Source organism: Bacillus sp. V3-13 (assembly GCF_002860165.1).
Classification (GTDB): domain Bacteria; phylum Bacillota; class Bacilli; order Bacillales; family Cytobacillaceae; genus Bacillus_BJ.
The window spans coordinates 19,036-38,508 of sequence record NZ_PGUZ01000002.1; the positions used below are offsets into that span (position 1 = coordinate 19,036).

The following is a 19,473-nucleotide window of genomic DNA, read 5'->3' on the forward strand; positions in this document are numbered from 1 at the left end:
TTATCGAATTTTATTTTTATATGATTCATCAACACATATAATAATATATCATTGTACAAATTTTTGTACATAGAAAATATTTTTGAAAAAAAGATATTGAAACCGTTTTCCGCATGTGTTATGCTAACAGCAAGAAAATACAAAAAAATGTACATTCCTTAAAAATGGTGATACGTATGAGGGAAAACCTCTATTCAAAAAAAGGCCTTATATTACAAAAGATAGCCGAACAATTGTTGTTTATTGAAATCGATCAGCGCTTGCCAAAGGTTGGTGATTTCGCCGAGAAATATCAGGTCGGCCGCGGTACAATCCAGTCTGCTTTAAAAAAATTGGAAGAAGAAAACTGTATACGCCTTGAACCGAGAGGCCATCTCGGTACATTTTTAAGAGCAAAGAATCTACCCAATTTATTGCTGTATGCCGGGGCAAACCAAATAACAGGAGTTATGCCGCTTCCTTATTCCAAAAAGTATGAGGGGCTGGCAACCGGTCTTACGTCAGAGTTCGAGAACTTGGGTCTCTCTCTTAATATAGCGTTCATGAGAGGGTCTGAAATTCGGCTCGATGGAGTAAGAAAAGAAAGATACGATTTTGCCCTTGTTTCTAAGTTTGCGGCTTTAGAGGAATTAAAAAAAGATAAAAATCTTAAAATTGCTTTGCAATTTGGTATGAAAACTTATGTTTCAGAACATGGTGTTGTTTTTGCCGATGCAGATAAAAGACAGCTTTCCAATGGAATGAAGGTCGGGATCGACAGCTTTTCGGCAGACCAACGAATATTAACACAGGCAGAAGTAAACGGGTTGGAAGTAGATTATCTGGAACTTAACTATATGCATTTGCTTCAACATTTGAAAGCAAATACGATTGACGCCATGATTTGGAATGTCGATGAAATTGACCCGGCTTCATTTCATATTCAACCGCTGTCTTCGCCACTTGCGATTCAATATGAGAAGCAAATGAATGAAGCGGTTTGTGTGATTAAGAAAGATAATCGGAAAATGGATTACATCATTAATATGCTTTCCAAAGATAAAATAGTGGAGATCCAGGCGGATGTAGTCAAAGGGAATCTTATTCCCAAGTATTAATTTTTTTAAATTGAATGTACAAAAAAATGTATTTTGGGGGTGATTATCTTTAATAAAAATGATCCGGCGCTTTCATTGTTAATTTACTATATGGCAGATCATACTAATTAAAAAGGAGGCAGCAGAATGGATGCCAGTTTAAAAGAAAGAATTGATTTATTGCATAACACAAACCAAATAAACGATGATATCTTTCATCGCTTACCGGATATTTTTGAGAAAGTCGAAAAATTCCTTGATGTGAAGCTTACCGAGGAAAACGCGGGGTCATTTGCCAGCCATATCTCTGTAGCTTTACAAAGAATATCCGAAAAGAAAGCGGTAACAGAGATAGCTGCTGAGCTGGAAACTGTTATTGAGAAGAATCCAGATTTTTACCAGTATGCCAAGCAACTATTGTCTGAAAATAGTGGAGATGTTGACATCAATGCTGAAGCAGCATTTATCACTTTATATTTTTGTTTATTAACAGGAAGGGAGAATGAATAATGTTAAGAATAGTGGTTGGAGGGCTTAAAAAAGATGTGACTGAAAGAGCTGCGAAGGCAGCTGGAGGAGACAAGGTTCAAGTAACCGTTACTTCGGATTTTGAAGGAGCTAAAAAATTAAAAGCCGGGGATGCAGATTATTATTTAGGTGCATGTAACAGCGGCGGAGGAGCAGCTCTTTCGGTTGCAATAGGTATATTAGGTTATGCAAATTGCTCGACTGTTGCAAAAGCAGGCGGGAAACCTAATGCCGAGGCAATTGACAAATTGGTTAATGAAGGAAAAGTTGCCTTTGGAATGGCTGTTGAAAGTATTGAAGAAGCTGTACCTCTTATTATAAAAAGCTTGCTTAAAAAGCATGGTCTTGAGTAGGAGGAACGCGAATGGATATCTTTCAAAATACTTCATTTCTTGAAATAGCCGTAATCGTGCTGCTTACTGCTTTGACTGCTTTAGCTTCACACTGGGGGAAAGCGGTATTCCATGATGGAATACGCCCAATTTTACCTGAATTTTTGGAAGGCAGAATGAAGCGTCCCGAACTCGCTTCAATCTCCTTTGGTTTAAGCATCGGATTTATCGTCTCTGTTGGACTGTCCTTTGCTGTCTCCTTTGAATTGTTAAATCCGTGGCTGCTTTTCCTGCCAACTGATATTTTAGGTGTTATGGCGACCAGATGGTGGATAGCAGCAGGCCTCGGCGGTATTTGGGGTTTCATTGCTTTATTTGGGCTTACTGGTGTACAAGCGGTATTTAATTTATTGCCTGTCGATTTACTTGGCGCCTTGGGGGAATTGTCAACACCGGTGCTTGTAGCCTTCACCGCATTCCCGATCATTGCGATTTTATACCAATTCGGATGGGTTAGAGCACTTATTTCCGGTATTTTCGTGTTAATCGTCCGTCAGCTTCTTCCACTTGTCGGCGGGGTTTTTACCGATAAAGCAGAAGCGAATGTAGAACAAGCCAGCCAATTGGCGAATGTGACGTTTCCAAAAGATGCTGATTTTGCAGCGAAAATAAATGTGCTGCAAGAAGCGGGAGGAGATAATCCGCAGATACAGGAATTAATCTCCCAAGCTAGCAATAATTTTTCGTTAGGTACAACCATCGGTGGCTTTACGATGCAGATCGCCGTTTTGATGCTGGTTGGGATGATTCTATTAGTCAGCTTTGCGATTATAAAAGATATGAAAAACAAAGGGGAAGTAAGTGTTGACTCCGATGAGGAGAACATTTTTGACGCCCGCACAAAACGAATTTATAAAGGTATCCCTATTTTAGCAGGAATTGGTGCCCTGTTAGCGGTGGCAGCCAATTTAGGCTTGATGACGGGTTCCGAGGTTTCCGGCCCGATCCTTCAACAGGCATGGGATGCGACAGGAAAAGAGCAAAGCGATCTTTTACAAAGTGCTGCTATTGCTGATATTATCCGGGGGATCAGCTTCATTCCGTTAATTGTGACAACCGCACTCGCTACCGGTGTTTATGGAGTCGTCGGACTAACTTTTGTTTTCCCGATTGGTTACTTATTGCCAAATCCAATTCTGGCAGCGATCGTCGGAGCTGTTTGGATTTGCCTGGAAATTGTCGCTCTTCGCGGAATCGGGCGTTTTCTGCAGCGCTTCCCGTCATTGCGGGAATCATCCGACAATATCCGTTCATCAATGAATTCCATGATCGAGCTGGCACTGTTCATCGGCGGAGCCTTTGCGGCCATGAAGATGGCACCGGATGCTATTGGTTTATCACTGACTATTTATATTCTTTTATATGCTGCAAACGAAGGTCTTGGACGTCCGATTATGAAGCTTGCTGCCGGACCGGTAGCAATTATTTTAACGGGAATCGTTCTTAACTTGTTATATTTCCTTCAATTAATTTAAATACAGAGATAGGTAGGGGCCCCGTGTGACCTACCTTTCATGTTAGGAGAGATTTTACATGAAAATCCAAACCGTCACTGGGCCGGTAGATCCTCAAGCGATTCAGAAAACGATGATTCATGAACATCTTGTTTTTGATCTTTCAGTGGTGAGGCAAGAAAAAGATCGTGATTCGAAGCTGGAAGATTCTCCGGAACTGGATCTTGAAATGAAACTGTTAGTCGACTCAGGCTGCAATACGATCGTGGAAGTTTCCAATATAGGAATGGGGAGAGATGCTAAAGCTTTAAGTGAAATAGCTCACAAACATCATTTAAACGTGATTGCTTCTACTGGCTTCTATAAGGAATCCGTGTACCCATCCTTTGTGTTTGAAAAAACAAAAGAAGAACTGGCAGACATCATGATTCGTGAAGTTACGGAAGGAATGGATGACACAACAATCAAAGCCGGGTTAATTGCTGAAATCGGCAGCAGCTATCAGGAGATTACAAAAACGGAAGAAAAAGTTTTTCAAGCTTCGATTTTGGCACATAAAACAACAGGTGCCCCGATTAGTACGCATTGTGAAATCGGGACGATGGGAAAAGGTCAGCTGGACATATTCGAAAAACATCATGTTGACATGAGCCGTGTATCGTTTGGGCATCAGGATTTAAACGAAGATGTCGAAGAACAACTGCTGCTGTTAAAAAGCGGCGCATATATCCAATTTGACACGATCGGCAAAAACAGTTACCGAAAAGATTCAGATAAGGTCGATAACCTGCTCGTATTGCTCGGGCGTGGATACGAAGATCAATTGATGCTTTCGTGTGACATTACAAGAAAATCTCATTTAAAAGGCTATGGCGGTTATGGCTATAACCATCTGTTTGAAAATTTCATCCCGGCTCTTATCGAAAAGGGAGTTACAAACGAAATTCTTGATAAAATGCTTGTTCACAATCCAAGAAAGTTTCTGGCATTTTTGTAGATCCTCAGGTTCATGAACAAATAAATTGTCCACGATAAGAAAGAAGGCCAGGCAATGTATGAACAATCAGTTTTGAGAGATATGACTTTTGCAGAAGCCAGGGAGCTTCAATTCCGGTTAATGGATGAAGTGACACAGGAATTCAAGAATAACGAGTTCTTTCATATTGGAGATGTTGGCCTTCATCCGCAATATAAACGGCCGTTAATGACGGCGCGGGTTGAAAGTGTACTTGCTAAAACATTTCAGGCAGAAGCGTGTGCCCTGGTTCGCGGCAGCGGCACAGGCGCGATTCGGGTCATTCTCAGTGCATTACTTGAAGCAGGGGATCAATGTATCGTCCACAGTGCCCCAATGTATACAACCACGAAAGAAACATTTCGCTTAATGGGTTTAAAGCAAAACCGTGTTGACTTTAATGATCAGTCAGCTCTTACCGAGGCTTTAAACGATGATAAAGAATCGAAGCTGTTTTATGTACAGCATTCACGCCAGCAGCCGACTGACGAGTATGACTTGCAAGAGGTGATCGCACTTGTAAAAGAAAAGCGGCCTGACTTACCGATTGTAGTGGATGACAATTATTGTGCGATGAAGATAAAAGAAATCGGTACCCAGCTTGGCGCTGATTTTTCAACCTTTTCCGGATTTAAGCTTTTAGGTCCGGAGGGGATTGGGATTATTTTAGGCAGGAAAGATGTAATTGAACGAATACACGAGCGGAATTATTCAGGCGGGGGACAGGTCCAGGGCTTTGAAGCCCATGAGCTCCTGCGCAGCCTGGTTTTTGCTCCGGTCATGATCGCCATTCAAACCGAGCAGGTAGACGAATTATGCCGCTCTCTAAATAATGGGGTAATAAAAGGTATAAAAGAAGCTTACATTACAAACTCACAATCGAAGAATGTGATTGTTGAATTCGAACAACCGATTGCAGCAGAAGTGATCGAACTCGCCTCCAAATATGGGGCAGCGACCTATCCGGTTGGGGCAGAGTCACGCTATGAATTAATTCCGATGATTTATCGGGTATCCGGAAGTTTCGTTGAAAGCAGACCTGAATTAAAGCAGCATGGGACGCGAATCAACCCTATGAAATCTTCTGCAAATACTGTCATTAGAATTTTACAAAATGTAATGGAAGAACTATCAAGGGGGTAACAAGCCCATGTTTTTGGAAATGACGCTTAAACGAAATGAAGGGCTGATAAGGTCTGCTGTTAAACTGCATCAGGAGGGAATCATCCCGGCGAATACGTATGTGATCGACCTGGATGCGCTTGAGCATAACGTAAAAAAGCTTAGTTTAACAGCAAGTGAACATGGCCTGAATTTATATTATATGACGAAACAAATCGGCAGAAGCGCTTTTGCCGGCCAGGTGATTGAAAAAAATGGAATTGACCGGGCTGTAGCAGTTGATATTGATGAAGCGTTTGAATTAAAGAAGGGCAATTGCCGGATCGGGAATATTGGCCATATTGTCCAGCCGAGCAAATCGCAGTGGCCTGAAGTCCTGATGAAGCTAAAACCGGAAGTTGTCACGCTCTTTTCCGTTGAAAGGGCCAAACAATTATCAGAGCCTGCAATTAAATTAGGCAAGGTCCAGGATGTCATTCTCCGCGTGATTAAACCGGAAGACATGGTATACCCCGGACAATTTGGCGGATTTATATTGGACCAGTTGGAAGGCGATCTTGATGAATTGCTGAAACTGAAAGGAATTCGCGTGATTGGGATCACCAGCTTTCCTGTCTTGCAGTTGAATGAAGAAAAAAATGATTTCACTTTTACGTCCAATATTGAAACGATTGTGAAGGCCCGTGAAGTATTGGAAAACAAAGGCATCGCCGTTACGCATGTCAATGCTCCGAGTGCAACGAGCTGCCATACGATCCCGATGCTAAAGCGTTACGGTGTAACGCATGGCGAACCGGGACATGCCTTAACAGGAACGACGCCATTGCATGCATACAGAGACGATTTGCAGGAAATCCCGGGTATTGTCTATGCATCGGAAATTTCCCATATGGATGATGAGCACGCCTATACAATTGCGGGAGGATTCTATGCCCGCTCTAATATGGAGGGCGCATTATACGGCAGCAATGGCTCGGATATTGTCATCCAGCGAACAAAGGTCGATTGTGTATCACCTGTAAACATTGATTACTATGGCTGCCTGGAGCGGAAAAATAATATGAACGTCGGGGATTCCGTCATTCAATCGTTTCGGACGCAAATATTTGTGACAAGAGCGCATGTTGCTTATGTCAGGAACGTGAATTCAACAAATCCCGAGCTCGCTTTTTTCCAAAGAAGGGGGATATAAGGAATGGCAAAAATAACGTTACTTGTATTAGACGGGTTTGGCGTTGGTGCCATGGAGGATTGTAAAGAAGTAAAGCCTGAAGACGTAAACGCCAATACTTATAAACACATAAGAGAAACTGTAGATTTAAATATTCCTACGTTAATTGAGCTTGGGTTGGGTAAAATTGCCGATGATATCGGGACACCGAAGGCTGCGTATGGAAAAAGCAACCTGGCCCATCCAGGCGCTGATACCTTTATGGGGCATCAGGAATTAATGGGAAGCAAGCCGGGAGTCTCGAACAAACGGTTAATGAAGGACGTAGGACCGCAAATTAAACGTGCTTTGGAATTACAAGGCTACGAAGTGGTCTATCCAATTGCCGGAGCGACGGTTTTGCTTGTCAATAACGCTGCTGTCATTGGAGACAACCTTGAATCACAAGTTGGCAACATTATTAATGTAGTTGGAGACTTGAATCAACTATCGTTTGCAGAACTGACGAAAATCGGAAAAATAGTCAGGGAAAATGTCGATACAAGCAGGGTGATTGTCTTTGGCAATAAAAAGACAAATATAGAAACGATTCTTTCAGTTGTGACCAACAAAAATGATGTGCAATGGGGAGTCGACAGCCCAAAAGCAAATGTTTATGGCGAAGGCTACCATGTCCTTCATTTAGGTTATGGGGTCGACTTTGAGAAACAATTTGCCTATATGGCGGAAAAGAAAAATATCCCTGTCTACCGAATCGGCAAAACGGCTGACGTCATCCAGGCAAATGGCTATAAGGATCCCGTCGTCAATACAAAAGACGTTCTTGAAACGTATCGCGAGCTTTACCACAAAAGCGAAGAAAACGCAGTATTTTTGGTAAATGTTCAAGAAACAGATTTGGCCGGGCATAAAGAAGACAGCCAGTGGTATAAAGAAGTATTAGAAGAGTCTGACCAGTTTTTAGCTTCTTTTATTCCTGAATTAGCGGAAGAGGACGTGCTTATTATTACCGCTGATCATGGAAACGACCCGACAATTGGCCACTCCAATCATACACGCGAACAAACTCCGATCTTAATTGTCGGCCGGAAGGTAAAGCCTGTTTCAATTGGAACAAGAGAGACAATGGCGGATATCGCGGCAACGATGGCGGAATTTACGGGTGTTGATAAGCCTGAATTCGGTAAAAGCTTTTTAAAGGAAATTATTTAACATCTTAAAATTATAAGGTTCTTTACATGCCTTTTAACGAGAGGAATGAGAAGATGCGGCTTGTTAAAGTTAGAAGTCATGAGGAAATGAGTCAATTTGCAGCCCGGCATATACTTGATAAGATAAAGTCCAATTCAAAAGTATCACTTGGTCTTGCGACGGGCGGCACGCCAGTTAGGACATATGAATTGTTAATTGAAGATTACCAAAAGAACCACACATCATATGAGCATGTCTTTACGTACAATTTGGACGAGTATGCGGGGATTGCACCAGATCATCCGAATAGTTACCGTTATTTTATGTTTGAGCATCTGTTCAACCACATCAATATTCCGGAAGAAAATGTTCATATACCAAGAGGTACTGCAAGCGATATTAAAAAAGAAGCGAAGCGCTATGAAAAGCTGATTGACAGCATCGGTGGAGTAGATTTGCAACTTCTCGGGATTGGCGAGAACGGGCATATCGGGTTCAATGAACCAGGAACCCCCTTTAATACGAAGACACATATTGTCGAATTGACAGAATCAACAAGAAAAGCAAACTCGCGTTATTTTGTTGATTATTCCGAAGTGCCAACACATGCGATCACCATGGGAATAGCGACGATTTTAAAAAGCAAAGAAATATTGCTTCTTGCATCAGGAGAACAAAAAGCTGACGCCATATACCGGATGTTTGAAGGTGTGGTAGGCACTGACTGCCCCGCTTCCGTGTTAAGAAATCACCAAAATGTCATTGTCGTTGCCGATGACAAAGCGGTTTCGAAGCTGGAGAAAGTAAGAATAGGATAAAATTCCAGTCCTGATAAAAGGGTGAGTGTATAATCCCGGAACTGCTTGTGAAAATAGCCCAATTCCATGTAAACAAGGGATTGAGGCTTTTTTATTATTCAATTTACAATTGAGGAGTATGATAAGGTATATACAAAATGAATTCCTGAAGGGGTGCATGACAAATGAACAATGATTTAAAATTTGATTTTCATACCCATCACCACCGTTGTGGGCATGCGCGCGGAGAAATTCGTGATTACATCGAAGCAGCCATTAAAAACGGGTTGGATATCATCGGTATTTCCGATCACTCGCCGCATTTCGGAAGTGAAGAAGACCAGCCTTTTCCGCTTATCACGATGGGCAAAAGCCATTTTCCGGAATACATAGCTGAAGTCCTTCAATTAAAAGAAGAGTATAAAGGGAAAATTGAAGTGTTGCTCGGTGTAGAATCCGATTTCTTTCCGGAGCACACAGAAGTTTATCGCCGTTTTTACGAACTCTATCCATTCGATTACGTCATTGGTTCCGTACATTACGTTGACGGCATTAACATATTTAAGAAGGATAGATGGGAAGGTCTTTCTGATAAACAAAAACTCGCGACGAAGGAATCTTATTACGATCTTATCGAACAGTCGGCCCGGAGCGGGATGTTTCAAATTTTAGGCCATATTGATGCCATGAAGGGCTTTTACCCTGAGTTTTCGTCTATTCAAACGGAAGCACTCGAACGAACATTAAAGGTAATTGCCGAATCTGACATTGCCATAGAAATTAATACGTCAGGAAAAACGAAAGACTGTGGCGGCTGGTATCCGGCAGATGATATTCTCGAAATGGCTTTGTCTTATGGCGTCAAGGTTACTTTTGGTTCTGATGCCCATGATCCGGACCGTGTCGGTGATGATTTTGAAGCGGTGAGACAGCGCCTCAAGGAAATCGGTTATCAGGAATGGGTGTATTTTAAGGAGAAGAAAAGGTTTTCTGTACCTATATAATTGAAAAGGCGGGTCGTTCATGTATGAAGTAAAACAGGATCACGATGAAATTTACAAAATTTATGAGTTAACCGATACATCGGCCAATTCCTGGTTAAAGGTTGCCCCTGAAAGAGGCGGAATTATTATTGGTTTTGGCGTTCAAGGCGAGGAAATATTGTTTTTGAATAAACAAACATTCTACGATGCTGATGCGAATATTAGAGGCGGAATCCCAATTTTGTTCCCGATATCCGGCCAATTGGAAAATGGGGAATATGTGTGGGAGGATAAAGTATATAAGATGAAAAACCATGGGTTTGCAAGAAATCATCCATGGGAAGTAATCGGGACAAGTGTAGACGGAGAAGCATCGATAAGCTTGCGTTTAAAAAGCAATGATGAAATGAAAAAGTCTTATCCTTTTGACTTTTAAGTGATTTTTACATACGTTTTGCAAGAGGGTACTTTGACAATCAACCAGGAATATGTCAATCGATCGAATTCAGCAATGCCGCTCTATGCCGGATTCCATCCCTATTTCAAGACATCCGGTAAAAACATTCGCTACGACACGGATGCCCAAACCTACTTGGACTATAATGATTTGCAGTATAAAGCTGTAAGCTCAGGTTTGGACCTGACCGATAAGAAGGAATCATTCGTGTTAACGGATGCAATAAAAAAGGAGATTTCCTTTGCTTTGCCGGAACTAAACAAGAAGATTTTGATGAAATATGGGGAAGAATTCAAATATGTGTATTTATGGACCGAGCAAGGACAGGATTTCATTTGTGTTGAACCATGGATGGCCAAGACAGATGAATTAAATCGTAAAGAGGAATTGTTTTTTGTAAACCCGGGCGAATCCTTGAAGACTTTTTTGACAATCTCGGTAGTCTGAAACATATCTCTTTGATATAAATTCCGGATAAATATATAGCCACAAAAACAAGCGGGTTTCGCAAAGCAACCTGTTTGTTTTTTTATAAGATGTTAAATTTTTGTGAAATAACAGTTAAATATGCAGCAAGATACAAACTTGAAGAAGGATTTGCGATGCGGTTTGGCTAAATAGTTATTTAAAGGGGAATTCTAGGAAAGGAGTAAACCATCGAGCAATTTGATTAGCAAAATACTGATGAAAAAAAGGAGGATCACAAATAATGACAAAAATGATTATTTCACCAAGCAAGTACATACAGGGGCCGGATGAACTGTCGAAGATTGCATCGTATACAGCCCAATTAGGACAGCATGCTTTTATCATTGCGGATGATTTTATTATGAATCTCATTAAAGAAACAGTATCAAGCAGCTATGCCAATCAAGAGAATACCTATACAGCCGAGAAGTTTAATGGGGAATGCTCAAAACCGGAAATCAGCCGCTTAAAAGAAATTTGTTCATCGGTAAATGCTGATGTAGTGGTTGGTATTGGCGGCGGTAAAACGCTTGATACAGCGAAAGCAATAGGTTACTACAATAATATTCCGGTTATTGTGGTGCCTACAATTGCCTCAACAGATGCGCCAACGAGTGCGCTGTCCGTTATTTATAAAGAAAACGGCGAGTTTGATGAATATCTTTTGCTCCCTCTAAATCCAACCTATGTCATTATGGATACGAAGATCATTGCGGCTGCACCTGTGCGTCTTCTCGTAGCAGGCATGGGGGATGCTCTTGCAACGTATTTCGAAGCCCGCGCCTGTAAAAGGGCTAATAAATCAGCGATGGCTGGCGGTGCGGTAACCGAGGCTGCCATTGCACTTGCAAGACTTTGCTATGATACGCTGATTGAAGAAGGACTGAAAGCCAAACTGGCTGTTGAAAATAAAGGAACAACCGAAGCGGTTGAGAAAATAATTGAAGCAAATACTTATCTAAGCGGGATTGGCTTTGAAAGTGGCGGCCTCGCTGCAGCCCATGCCATTCATAATGGCATGACAGTTTTAGAAGAAGCTCACCATATGTATCATGGTGAAAAAGTAGCTTTTGGTACACTCGCACAGCTTGTTTTGGAAAACGCACCGCACGAGGAAATTGAGGAAGTTATTGATTTCTGTTTAAGTGTCGGCCTTCCGTTGACCTTAGAGGATATCGGTGTAAAAACGATCAATGAAGACCAAATTCGCAGAGTAGCAGAGCTTGCTTGCGCCGAAGGGGAAACGATCTACAATATGCCTTTCAATGTCACTCCAGATCTCGTCTATACAGCGATTCTGACTGCTGATAAACTGGGGCATTATTATAAGTCTCTTAATTAATAACTATTGCTCCCTACAAGGCAGGTTTGGTACCAAACCTGCCTTTATGAGTCTTAGTATCGTGCCTGGTTCTTACATATTGTGGTTTCGCTTAAATAAAACCGATTTTCGCTTAATTCCTGAATTTTTCGCTTGAATACTCCTTCGTTTCGCTTAATTCCCTCGAATTTCCGCTTAAATATTCGAGCTCCATACCTTTAAAAGTAAATTATTGTAAATAAAAGGATAATAATGTAAATATTTATCGTTTAAAATCAACTTGTTCGACCGAATTTGATTACTTTCTCCTAAAACGGGTGTAAAACGGTTCACTTTTTAAAAAAAGTAAGCAAAAACTACTAAAGTTAGTATTTGTTTTGATGTCCACCCCATTTGCGTTATCTTTTGCCGCAAAGAGGGAATGGTCCCTATGTGTAAAAATCGTTGAGGAAAAGGAGAGAGGGAATTGAATCAAAAATCAATTTTTTTAAACCAGATCGCTGCTTGCCATAACGAGGATGGATGGTTTGCTTCTTTTGACAGGGCCGTAAAAGGTCTGACAAGTGAACAGGCTTCCTGGAAACAGACAATTATGACGAACTCCATATGGGAAATCATCAACCATTTACGGTTTTGGAATCTGCGCTATTTTCATTATTTCACGGGAGTCCCAACCAACAAAATGCAAGGAGATAATGACAGCACCTTCCGCAACCGGGATCAGCTGGATTGGCCCGCGGCAGTGGAAAGTTTGAATGAAATTATGTCCGACTGGTACAAAGCGATAGAGAAAAGTGATGACATGAAGCTTGCGAGTCCGATCCATGAGCAATCTGACGAACCGTGGGCAGATGCAATTGCCAACCTTAATATCCATAATGCTTACCATATTGGGCAAATCGTCTACATCAGGAAACTTCAAGGCAGCTGGGATCCGGAGCAGGGTGTTCATTAAATTTGTGTAATGGAATGAAACTCGTGTTCAATTATTCAGTTTTTTAATTAGCTTCGCGGTAAGGATGGACATAAGGATGGCGTTCGTGATGACCCCAACCAGCATTTCGGACGCGGACAGGGCATTAGAAAGTAAACCGATGGATGTGATGTCACCATAGCCTGTTGTCGTAAAAGTGGTAATGCTGTAATATAAAAAGTCATCGCCTGAAAGGTTTTTACCGGAAAAGCTAAAAGCTTTATGGCCTTTAATCCTGTATACGAGGAAATATAAATTTGCATATGTGATGATAATTAAGCTTAAAAGCAAACTTGATCCGATAAAGATTTGCTTTAAGCTTGATTTGGAATTTGGAATGACAACAATAAAATCAATGAGCAGATACAGGCAGATGGTTAAAAGTAATATGAGAAGTGTTATTAAGACATAGTTGCCTGTTTTTTCGTTTATTTTGTATATAGTATTAATGATTAAGAGGATAATGACCAGAATATTGAAAAGGAAATATGTAAGCAATTTTTTCTTATCAAATTCTTTTTTAAGTTTCTTCATAAATAAACCCCGGTGTAATTAATAACCATATTTTTCCCTGTCAGCTAAAATTCATTCAATCATTTTGAAAAGTTGATCTGCCAGGCCATTTCAATCAAGATGGCTGCTGATTCTCCATGTCCCGGGACATTCTTGGTGGATGCTCGGCAGAAGGTTCCTTGGGCAACTATGTCAGAAAAAAAGAATCGCCCTTTGGCTCATATGTACTTTAGCCAAAAAGAACGATTCTTTTCTTGTTTAAGGATTGGTTGACCATAGTCCCGCGGTCTTAACGAAGACACGCGGATGCAGTTTTAGTTGAGCTACCATGAATTCAGCAAGATCCTCCGGCTGCATGACCTTTTCGGGATTGCCGTCGGTGAGATTTGTTTCAATTGCTAAATCGGTTGCAACAGTACTTGGTGTTAATGCACTTACACGGATATTATGCTTTCTGACTTCAAGCATCAGCGATTCGGTTAAGCCGAGAACCGCGAATTTTGATGCGCTGTACGCGCTTGTAACAGGTGCGCCCTTTTGGCCGGCTGATGATGAAATATTAATGATATCTCCGGCTTTTTTCTCGATCATTTCCGGTAATACAGCTCTTGTTACATTATAGACGCCCATCAAATTTACCCGGACGATCTTCTCCCACTCTTCGGGTGTTAATTCAAGAAAGCCGCCAAATTTGGCAATTCCGGCATTGTTAATTAAAATATCAACCGTATTGAGGTCGGATCTGATGTGTTCGACCGCATGGGTAACGGATTCAAGATCTGCTACATCTGCAACTGCTGCAGAAACCTTCACACCATATTCCGATAACTCAGTTGCAACCTTTTCGAGGTTTTCCATCGTCAGGCCGACCAAACCGATATTAACTCCTTCTTTCGCCAATGCGATGGCAGCAGCACGCCCAATTCCTCTTCCCGCTCCTGTGATTAAGGCTGTTTTTCCATTCAATGAAGGCATTTTTACACTCTCCTTTTAAAATGATGCAAAAAGAACTTTTTTACGCGAAACCTTCTCTACTCAAGATTGGCATGCCTGCCATACATCGTTCCCGAGTCCAACCCTTTTTTCTCCATGAACCGTAAAATAACGGCATCGAAAAATAACAGCAGGGTTTGCTCAAATAGAGATCCCATTGGTTGAATTGTTTTATCATCATTTTCCGACTTATCCTTGGGTGAGCCAGGCAGTTTAATCGCAATGTCTGCTAATTTTCCGATTGTAGACTCCGGGAAAATCGTAACAGCTACAACAGTTCCGCCGATATTTTTTGCTTTCTCTGCCATCGAAACCAGGCTTTTCGTTTCTCCTGACCCTGATCCGATGATCAAAATATCCTCTTTTTCAAAGTTGGGGGTTACCGTTTCGCCTATTACGTAAGAATCCAAACCGATATGCATCATCCGCATCGCAAAAGATTTAGCCATCAATCCGGATCTTCCCGCACCTGCGACAAAGATTTTCTTAGCTGCGAGAATACAGTTCACAAGCTGCTCTGCTTGTTCATCGGCAATTAAATCAATGCTTCGCTTTAATTCTTCAATGACTTCCGCTAAATATTCAATGGTATTCATAATGACCTTAACCTTGTTTGATCAATCGTTGCATTTCTGCTGCTGCCGCTTTTTTGTCTTCTTTTCCTGTAATTCCGCCGCCAACAATAATAAGGTCGGGCTGGGCCTGAATCACTTCAGGAAGAGTTTCTAATTTGATCCCGCCGGCAATAGCTGTTTTCGCATTTTTAACAACACGCTTGATAGTCGCTAAATCTTCGAAAGAATTTTGGCCAACTGCCTGAAGGTCATATCCAGTGTGCACACAAATATAGTCAACGCCAAGAGCATCCACTTCTTTTGCACGGCCTTCCAGATCCTTCACTGCAATCATATCGACAAGGATTTTCCTGCCTTGTTTTTTCGCTTCTTCCACGGCCCCTTTAATCGATTCATCTTCAGCGGCTCCAAGGATTGTCACGATATCCGCACCAGCTTCAGAAGCCTTCATCACTTCATATCCGGCTGCATCCATAATTTTCAAGTCTGCCAATACTTTTAAATTGGGAAAAGCTTCTTTCATTTCTTTTACAGCTCTTAGTCCTTCATTGATGACAACAGGTGTTCCAATTTCGACGATATCAATATGCTCCTCGACTTCTTTTACGAGGTCAATTGCTTCCGGGATGTTAACAAGATCTAATGCTAATTGTAGTTCCATGAATGTTTCACTCCTAGTATGATTTCTTAGTTGCACTGTAGTAATATACCCAATTTTTTTCGCAGTAAAATACGTCTTTGGATGCTTTCCCAGGCCGGAATAATTGTGATTATACTATGTATGTTATATAGTTGAAAGTACGCACTTTATTCATACATAGTGCTAAAAAGTATACTATGATGGTTAACGATATGGAGGAAAAATCAATGACACGGATGCAGGGAAAGACGTTTAACTGTGAGAAAGAATTAACCCTTTCAGTGATTGGCGGCAAGTGGAAGATGCTGATCTTATGGCATTTAGGGAAAGAAGGCACGAAGCGGTTTGGCGAGTTAAAGGCACTCATCCCCGGTATTACACAAAGAATGCTCGTGAACCAGCTTCGCGAATTGGAAGAAGACTTGATTGTCAATCGCAAAGTGTATCCAATCGTGCCGCCAAAAGTAGAATATTCACTGACTGAGGAAGGCAGGAGCCTGATGCCCATTCTCGATTCCATGTACCAATGGGGCAAAAACTATATGGAGAATGTGATGGAGAAACAGCCTGAGACAGGATTTAGTAAAGTAAAACAAGGAACAATAAAATAAAATTCCAAAAGAAAAACGGAGGTAATGACATGTATGTAGTAAAGCTATATGACAAATCTGCGGTTTGCCAGCATATCGGGCGCTTTGATGATCTTAAGGCATCAGAAGAAGCGGCCAAAAGAGGGTTGAATTACAGCAATGTGGCGATCGTTTATGAAGGAGAAATGCCAGTTAAATTGTATGATAACGGTGAATACAAGGACGGATTTCCTTTAGGGGTTGGCAGCTATTAAAGCTGTTTTTGCCTGTACATTGCATGCTTAGACCGATGCGATTTGAAGCAAGGCAGGAAAGAGGGGAAAAAATGAAATTAAGTATTTTAGACCAATCGCCGATTTCTTCTGGAAATACAGCGGGACAAGCATTGCAGGCCTCCATGCACTTGGCGCAAATCGGAGAAAAGTGGGGTTACTCGCGGTACTGGATCGCTGAACACCATGATTTGCCGGGACTGGCATGTCCAGCGCCCGAAGTGATGCTAGCCTATATTGGGGCAAACACGAAAAAGATCCGGATCGGATCTGGTGCCGTTTTACTGCCGCACTACAAACCATACAAAATTGCCGAAACGTTTAATATGCTTGCCACCCTGTTTCCAGACCGTATTGATATTGGAATTGGACGGGCACCGGGGGGCTCCGCCGAAGTAACGATGGCGCTGTCGGATAATTTTTTGGAGCAAGTTCGAAAAATGCCCGAATTGGTTAAACACCTTCTTCATTTCTTACATGATGATTTTTCTTCTGACGAAATGTTTTCAAAAATCTCTGCAGCACCCCTGCCTGTGGTCTCTCCCGAACCGTGGATTCTTGGCACAAGCGAAAAAAGCGCCATTCTTGCTGCGGAATATGGAACTGCCTATGCTTTTGGGCATTTTATGAGTGAAAAGGAAGGCCCGGCTATTTTAAAAAGGTATACTGAAAATTTTAGACCTAATGGCAAGCTAAAGCATCCTGCCTCGATACTGGCCGTTTCCGCTATTTGTGCTGAAACAACCGAAAAAGCAGAAGAACTCGCATTAAGCAGCCATGTGTGGCAAATGCAGCTGGCAAAAGGCGAGGGCAAGAACGGCATACCTTCTGTGGAAGAAGCGAAGCAGTATATAAATAAAAGTGATTGGCGCCAAAGTGTCGACAATATGAAAAGAAAAATGGTCATAGGGAATCCGCAGGAAGTGAAAGCCAAGCTTCAAGAACTGCAAGTTTTATACGAAGCGGATGAATTAATGATTGTGACAATCACACACAGCGATGAAGACCGGGCTCGTTCATACGAATTAATCGCCAATGAAGTGTTAACACTCCGCCGTGACTGATCAAAAGGGCGGCCCATTTTCGCTGCTTTCTGTTTTATATGGATCGCAGCGGGTAAACAAAAAATATAAAGTTAGATAATTCCGTCGAATTGCTCCTTTTGAAGCAGAAGTTTTGACATTGCAAACTGTATCAAATAAAATTACAGTAAGCTTCATTAGGAGGATACCGCAAGTGAACAGTGAATTTACCATAGCCGTGCACAGCCTGGCTTATTTGGCTTATTTGCCTGAGCGTATGGCCAGCAGCGAGATGATCGCGAAGAATGTATCGACACACCCGGCAAGAATTCGTAAAATCATGAGCTGCCTGCGTAAAAATGGATTTGTTAAAACAAAAGAGGGTATGGGGGGCGGATATATTCTTAACAACAACCCTCATGACATCACGTTGGCACAAATCTATCGGTCCATTTCACATGGGGCTCTCAAACCGCATGCTTGCACCGGGGATCCGGAACAGGACTGTCCGGTCTCATCGAATATTCCTGAAGTGATGGACCAAATTTTCAATGAAGCAGAAGTGTCTTTAGTAAAATACTTGGATCAGGTTACGATTCATTCCGTACTGGAGAAAATTAAACAGTGTCGCTGATATTGATTTGATTTTTTTCTTTTTTAACCGAAGTGTAATATTTTTTGTTACAGATAGACAATGACCTTTCAGTGCATTCAACATAAGAAAACTAAAAATTTTGAATGGATGGTGAATGTTAGTTATGACGGCGGCAAACAAAGGATTTGAAATAGGCGATTGGGTCAAGGGGAAGTCGCGAAATGGAGAGTTAATCCGCGGTTATATTGAAACGATCGACCAGGTAAATGGGATTGTAAAAGTGAATGTGTTGGACAGCGATAATGAAAAATCGATCGGAAAAACGATTGCAACGCTGAGCAGATGGGTGGCGAAATTGGATGTCGCTGAGACAAGGGATGAAGAAGAGCTTCGCTATTTGATCGATCTTGCGCTCATTACGAAGGATGAGCCTTGGTTTACGGAGTTGACGACGGAATTATCAGCACTAAAACAGGGATCACAAGATACACAACAAAAAAAACCTGCCAACCTGACTTTCACAAACCGTTTGGGCTAAAATAATTGAGCAGGACCATTAATTTTTTGAGTCGGACATAAGGGCTCTAAACATGGTTATTTTAAATGCAGCAAAGCATCTTGAGTCGACTATGGCTTGGAGGAATTGAATGATGGCGTTGAAGATAAAGGTTTATTCAGACTATGTCTGTCCCTTTTGTTTCCTGGCAGAAAAACCTCTCGACGAAGCAATAGAAGGAAAAGATGTCGAAGTGGAATGGATGCCGTATGAACTGCGGCCATATCCAAATGAGACGTTGCTGCCTGAAGGGGATTATTTGCAAAATACATGGAGACAATCGGTTTACCCAATGGCCGAACGTCTCGGAATTCCGATTGTGCTTCCGAAAGTATCACCGCAGCCTTATACTCACTTAGCCTTTGAGGGTTTCCAATATGCGAAGGAACATGGAAAAGGAAATGAATATAACGATCGTATGCTCCGTGCTTTCTTTCAGGAAGAACAGGACATCGGGAATATCGATATTTTGACAAAGCTGGCCGGAGAAGTGGGCCTGGATGAAACAGAATACCGAGAAGCGTTGGAAACAAGAAAGTACAAAGAGGCACATCAAAAAGCCCTTCAGCACGCTTACACAGAAGCAAATATTACCGCCGTTCCCACGTTTGTGATCGGTGATACTGTTCTTGCCGGTGTTCGTTCAAAGGAGACAATTGAACAAGTGATCGAGGAAGAACTAAAAAAACAACGATCTGATGATCAGTTTTTTGAAGGAATGGCTTGCGGGATTGATGGGTGTTAAATAGTTCAAAGATTTATGCAAGGG

The 19,473-nt window shown here is 41.7% G+C and carries 22 protein-coding genes and 1 pseudogene; 19 read left to right on the plus strand and 4 right to left on the minus strand.

Annotated elements, in window-relative coordinates; translation table 11 throughout:
* The first annotated feature begins 176 nt into the window (after positions 1–176).
* The 13 genes and pseudogenes from yhfZ (at position 177) to CU633_RS00590 (ending at position 12,930) form a co-directional block, all read left to right on the plus strand.
* Positions 177–1,097: a GntR family transcriptional regulator YhfZ gene (gene yhfZ / locus CU633_RS00530; protein ID WP_101657776.1), complete on the plus strand. Its 921-nt coding sequence runs from the start codon at positions 177–179 to the stop codon at positions 1,095–1,097.
* A 126-nt stretch (positions 1,098–1,223) separates the two neighbouring features.
* Positions 1,224–1,586 carry a PRD domain-containing protein gene (locus CU633_RS00535; protein WP_101657777.1) on the plus strand — a complete coding sequence of 121 codons (363 nt, stop codon included), beginning with the start codon at positions 1,224–1,226 and terminating at the stop codon, positions 1,584–1,586.
* Complete coding sequence (locus CU633_RS00540; protein ID WP_101657778.1) at positions 1,586–1,957, plus strand: DUF2620 domain-containing protein; 372 nt, start codon at positions 1,586–1,588, stop codon at positions 1,955–1,957. The genes CU633_RS00535 and CU633_RS00540 overlap by 1 nt, the downstream gene beginning before the upstream one ends.
* A gap of 11 nt (positions 1,958–1,968) precedes the next feature.
* A complete protein-coding gene (locus CU633_RS00545; protein ID WP_101657779.1) occupies positions 1,969–3,471 on the plus strand; it encodes a YhfT family protein in 1,503 nt (500 codons plus the stop codon).
* A 58-nt stretch (positions 3,472–3,529) separates the two neighbouring features.
* A complete protein-coding gene (locus CU633_RS00550) occupies positions 3,530–4,447 on the plus strand; it encodes a phosphotriesterase family protein (RefSeq protein WP_101657780.1) in 918 nt (305 codons plus the stop codon).
* A 54-nt stretch (positions 4,448–4,501) separates the two neighbouring features.
* Positions 4,502–5,608 carry an aminotransferase class V-fold PLP-dependent enzyme gene (locus CU633_RS00555; protein WP_101657781.1) on the plus strand — a complete coding sequence of 369 codons (1,107 nt, stop codon included), beginning with the start codon at positions 4,502–4,504 and terminating at the stop codon, positions 5,606–5,608.
* A gap of 7 nt (positions 5,609–5,615) precedes the next feature.
* A complete protein-coding gene (locus CU633_RS00560; protein WP_101657782.1) occupies positions 5,616–6,779 on the plus strand; it encodes a YhfX family PLP-dependent enzyme in 1,164 nt (387 codons plus the stop codon).
* A 3-nt stretch (positions 6,780–6,782) separates the two neighbouring features.
* Positions 6,783–7,970, plus strand: coding sequence for a phosphopentomutase (locus tag CU633_RS00565; protein ID WP_101657783.1), 1,188 nt, complete (start codon positions 6,783–6,785; stop codon positions 7,968–7,970).
* Positions 7,971–8,023: 53 nt separating this feature from the next.
* Positions 8,024–8,767, plus strand: a complete 744-nt coding sequence (nagB, locus tag CU633_RS00570) for a glucosamine-6-phosphate deaminase (protein WP_101657784.1) — start codon at positions 8,024–8,026, stop codon at positions 8,765–8,767.
* 164 nt (positions 8,768–8,931) lie between these two features.
* The gene (locus tag CU633_RS00575; protein ID WP_101657785.1) at positions 8,932–9,750 is read left to right on the plus strand and encodes a histidinol-phosphatase; all 819 of its coding nucleotides are present in this window, start codon (positions 8,932–8,934) and stop codon (positions 9,748–9,750) included.
* A gap of 19 nt (positions 9,751–9,769) precedes the next feature.
* Positions 9,770–10,633 (plus strand): annotated as a pseudogene (locus CU633_RS00580) (aldose epimerase family protein).
* A 262-nt stretch (positions 10,634–10,895) separates the two neighbouring features.
* Positions 10,896–11,996, plus strand: coding sequence for a glycerol dehydrogenase (locus CU633_RS00585; RefSeq protein ID WP_101657786.1), 1,101 nt, complete (start codon positions 10,896–10,898; stop codon positions 11,994–11,996).
* 445 nt (positions 11,997–12,441) lie between these two features.
* Positions 12,442–12,930, plus strand: a complete 489-nt coding sequence (locus tag CU633_RS00590) for a DinB family protein (RefSeq protein ID WP_101657787.1) — start codon at positions 12,442–12,444, stop codon at positions 12,928–12,930.
* A 27-nt stretch (positions 12,931–12,957) separates the two neighbouring features.
* On the opposite strand, the gene CU633_RS00595 is transcribed toward CU633_RS00590, so the two are convergent.
* The 4 genes from CU633_RS00595 to hxlA all read right to left on the minus strand — a co-directional run bounded on the left by CU633_RS00595 (position 12,958) and on the right by hxlA (position 15,690).
* Positions 12,958–13,482: a potassium channel family protein gene (locus tag CU633_RS00595; protein ID WP_101657788.1), complete on the minus strand. Its 525-nt coding sequence runs from the start codon at positions 13,480–13,482 to the stop codon at positions 12,958–12,960.
* Between the two features lie 237 nt (positions 13,483–13,719).
* Positions 13,720–14,436, minus strand: a complete 717-nt coding sequence (locus CU633_RS00600) for a 3-ketoacyl-ACP reductase (protein ID WP_101657789.1) — start codon at positions 14,434–14,436, stop codon at positions 13,720–13,722.
* Between the two features lie 56 nt (positions 14,437–14,492).
* Complete coding sequence (gene hxlB / locus CU633_RS00605) at positions 14,493–15,050, minus strand: 6-phospho-3-hexuloisomerase (RefSeq protein ID WP_101657790.1); 558 nt, start codon at positions 15,048–15,050, stop codon at positions 14,493–14,495.
* 7 nt (positions 15,051–15,057) lie between these two features.
* Positions 15,058–15,690: a 3-hexulose-6-phosphate synthase gene (gene hxlA / locus CU633_RS00610; RefSeq protein ID WP_101657791.1), complete on the minus strand. Its 633-nt coding sequence runs from the start codon at positions 15,688–15,690 to the stop codon at positions 15,058–15,060.
* Between the two features lie 206 nt (positions 15,691–15,896).
* On the opposite strand from hxlA, the gene CU633_RS00615 reads away from it, so the two are divergent.
* The 6 genes from CU633_RS00615 (at position 15,897) to CU633_RS00640 (ending at position 19,449) form a co-directional block, all read left to right on the plus strand.
* Positions 15,897–16,280: a winged helix-turn-helix transcriptional regulator gene (locus tag CU633_RS00615; RefSeq protein ID WP_101657792.1), complete on the plus strand. Its 384-nt coding sequence runs from the start codon at positions 15,897–15,899 to the stop codon at positions 16,278–16,280.
* 29 nt (positions 16,281–16,309) lie between these two features.
* Positions 16,310–16,513 (plus strand): hypothetical protein, encoded by a 204-nt coding sequence (locus tag CU633_RS00620; RefSeq protein ID WP_101657793.1) that lies wholly within the window; start codon positions 16,310–16,312, stop codon positions 16,511–16,513.
* A gap of 71 nt (positions 16,514–16,584) precedes the next feature.
* Positions 16,585–17,595 (plus strand): LLM class flavin-dependent oxidoreductase, encoded by a 1,011-nt coding sequence (locus CU633_RS00625; RefSeq protein WP_101657794.1) that lies wholly within the window; start codon positions 16,585–16,587, stop codon positions 17,593–17,595.
* A gap of 172 nt (positions 17,596–17,767) precedes the next feature.
* Positions 17,768–18,187 carry an RrF2 family transcriptional regulator gene (locus CU633_RS00630; RefSeq protein ID WP_101657795.1) on the plus strand — a complete coding sequence of 140 codons (420 nt, stop codon included), beginning with the start codon at positions 17,768–17,770 and terminating at the stop codon, positions 18,185–18,187.
* 115 nt (positions 18,188–18,302) lie between these two features.
* Entirely contained in the window at positions 18,303–18,686 is a 384-nt protein-coding gene (locus CU633_RS00635) for an IDEAL domain-containing protein (RefSeq protein ID WP_257958352.1), read from the plus strand.
* Between the two features lie 112 nt (positions 18,687–18,798).
* A complete protein-coding gene (locus CU633_RS00640; RefSeq protein ID WP_101657915.1) occupies positions 18,799–19,449 on the plus strand; it encodes a DsbA family oxidoreductase in 651 nt (216 codons plus the stop codon).
* Positions 19,450–19,473: the final 24 nt, after the last annotated feature.

Coding starts and splice junctions, on each gene's coding strand:
- yhfZ (WP_101657776.1), top strand. CDS start 177: ATGAGGGAAAACCTCTATTCAAAAAAAGGCCTTATATTACAAAAGATA.
- CU633_RS00535 (WP_101657777.1), top strand. CDS start 1,224: ATGGATGCCAGTTTAAAAGAAAGAATTGATTTATTGCATAACACAAAC.
- CU633_RS00540 (WP_101657778.1), top strand. CDS start 1,586: ATGTTAAGAATAGTGGTTGGAGGGCTTAAAAAAGATGTGACTGAAAGA.
- CU633_RS00545 (WP_101657779.1), top strand. CDS start 1,969: ATGGATATCTTTCAAAATACTTCATTTCTTGAAATAGCCGTAATCGTG.
- CU633_RS00550 (WP_101657780.1), top strand. CDS start 3,530: ATGAAAATCCAAACCGTCACTGGGCCGGTAGATCCTCAAGCGATTCAG.
- CU633_RS00555 (WP_101657781.1), top strand. CDS start 4,502: ATGTATGAACAATCAGTTTTGAGAGATATGACTTTTGCAGAAGCCAGG.
- CU633_RS00560 (WP_101657782.1), top strand. CDS start 5,616: ATGTTTTTGGAAATGACGCTTAAACGAAATGAAGGGCTGATAAGGTCT.
- CU633_RS00565 (WP_101657783.1), top strand. CDS start 6,783: ATGGCAAAAATAACGTTACTTGTATTAGACGGGTTTGGCGTTGGTGCC.
- nagB (WP_101657784.1), top strand. CDS start 8,024: ATGCGGCTTGTTAAAGTTAGAAGTCATGAGGAAATGAGTCAATTTGCA.
- CU633_RS00575 (WP_101657785.1), top strand. CDS start 8,932: ATGAACAATGATTTAAAATTTGATTTTCATACCCATCACCACCGTTGT.
- CU633_RS00585 (WP_101657786.1), top strand. CDS start 10,896: ATGACAAAAATGATTATTTCACCAAGCAAGTACATACAGGGGCCGGAT.
- CU633_RS00595 (WP_101657788.1), bottom strand. CDS start 13,482: ATGAAGAAACTTAAAAAAGAATTTGATAAGAAAAAATTGCTTACATAT.
- CU633_RS00600 (WP_101657789.1), bottom strand. CDS start 14,436: ATGCCTTCATTGAATGGAAAAACAGCCTTAATCACAGGAGCGGGAAGA.
- hxlB (WP_101657790.1), bottom strand. CDS start 15,050: ATGAATACCATTGAATATTTAGCGGAAGTCATTGAAGAATTAAAGCGA.
- hxlA (WP_101657791.1), bottom strand. CDS start 15,690: ATGGAACTACAATTAGCATTAGATCTTGTTAACATCCCGGAAGCAATT.
- CU633_RS00615 (WP_101657792.1), top strand. CDS start 15,897: ATGACACGGATGCAGGGAAAGACGTTTAACTGTGAGAAAGAATTAACC.
- CU633_RS00620 (WP_101657793.1), top strand. CDS start 16,310: ATGTATGTAGTAAAGCTATATGACAAATCTGCGGTTTGCCAGCATATC.
- CU633_RS00625 (WP_101657794.1), top strand. CDS start 16,585: ATGAAATTAAGTATTTTAGACCAATCGCCGATTTCTTCTGGAAATACA.
- CU633_RS00635 (WP_257958352.1), top strand. CDS start 18,303: ATGTTAGTTATGACGGCGGCAAACAAAGGATTTGAAATAGGCGATTGG.
- CU633_RS00640 (WP_101657915.1), top strand. CDS start 18,799: ATGGCGTTGAAGATAAAGGTTTATTCAGACTATGTCTGTCCCTTTTGT.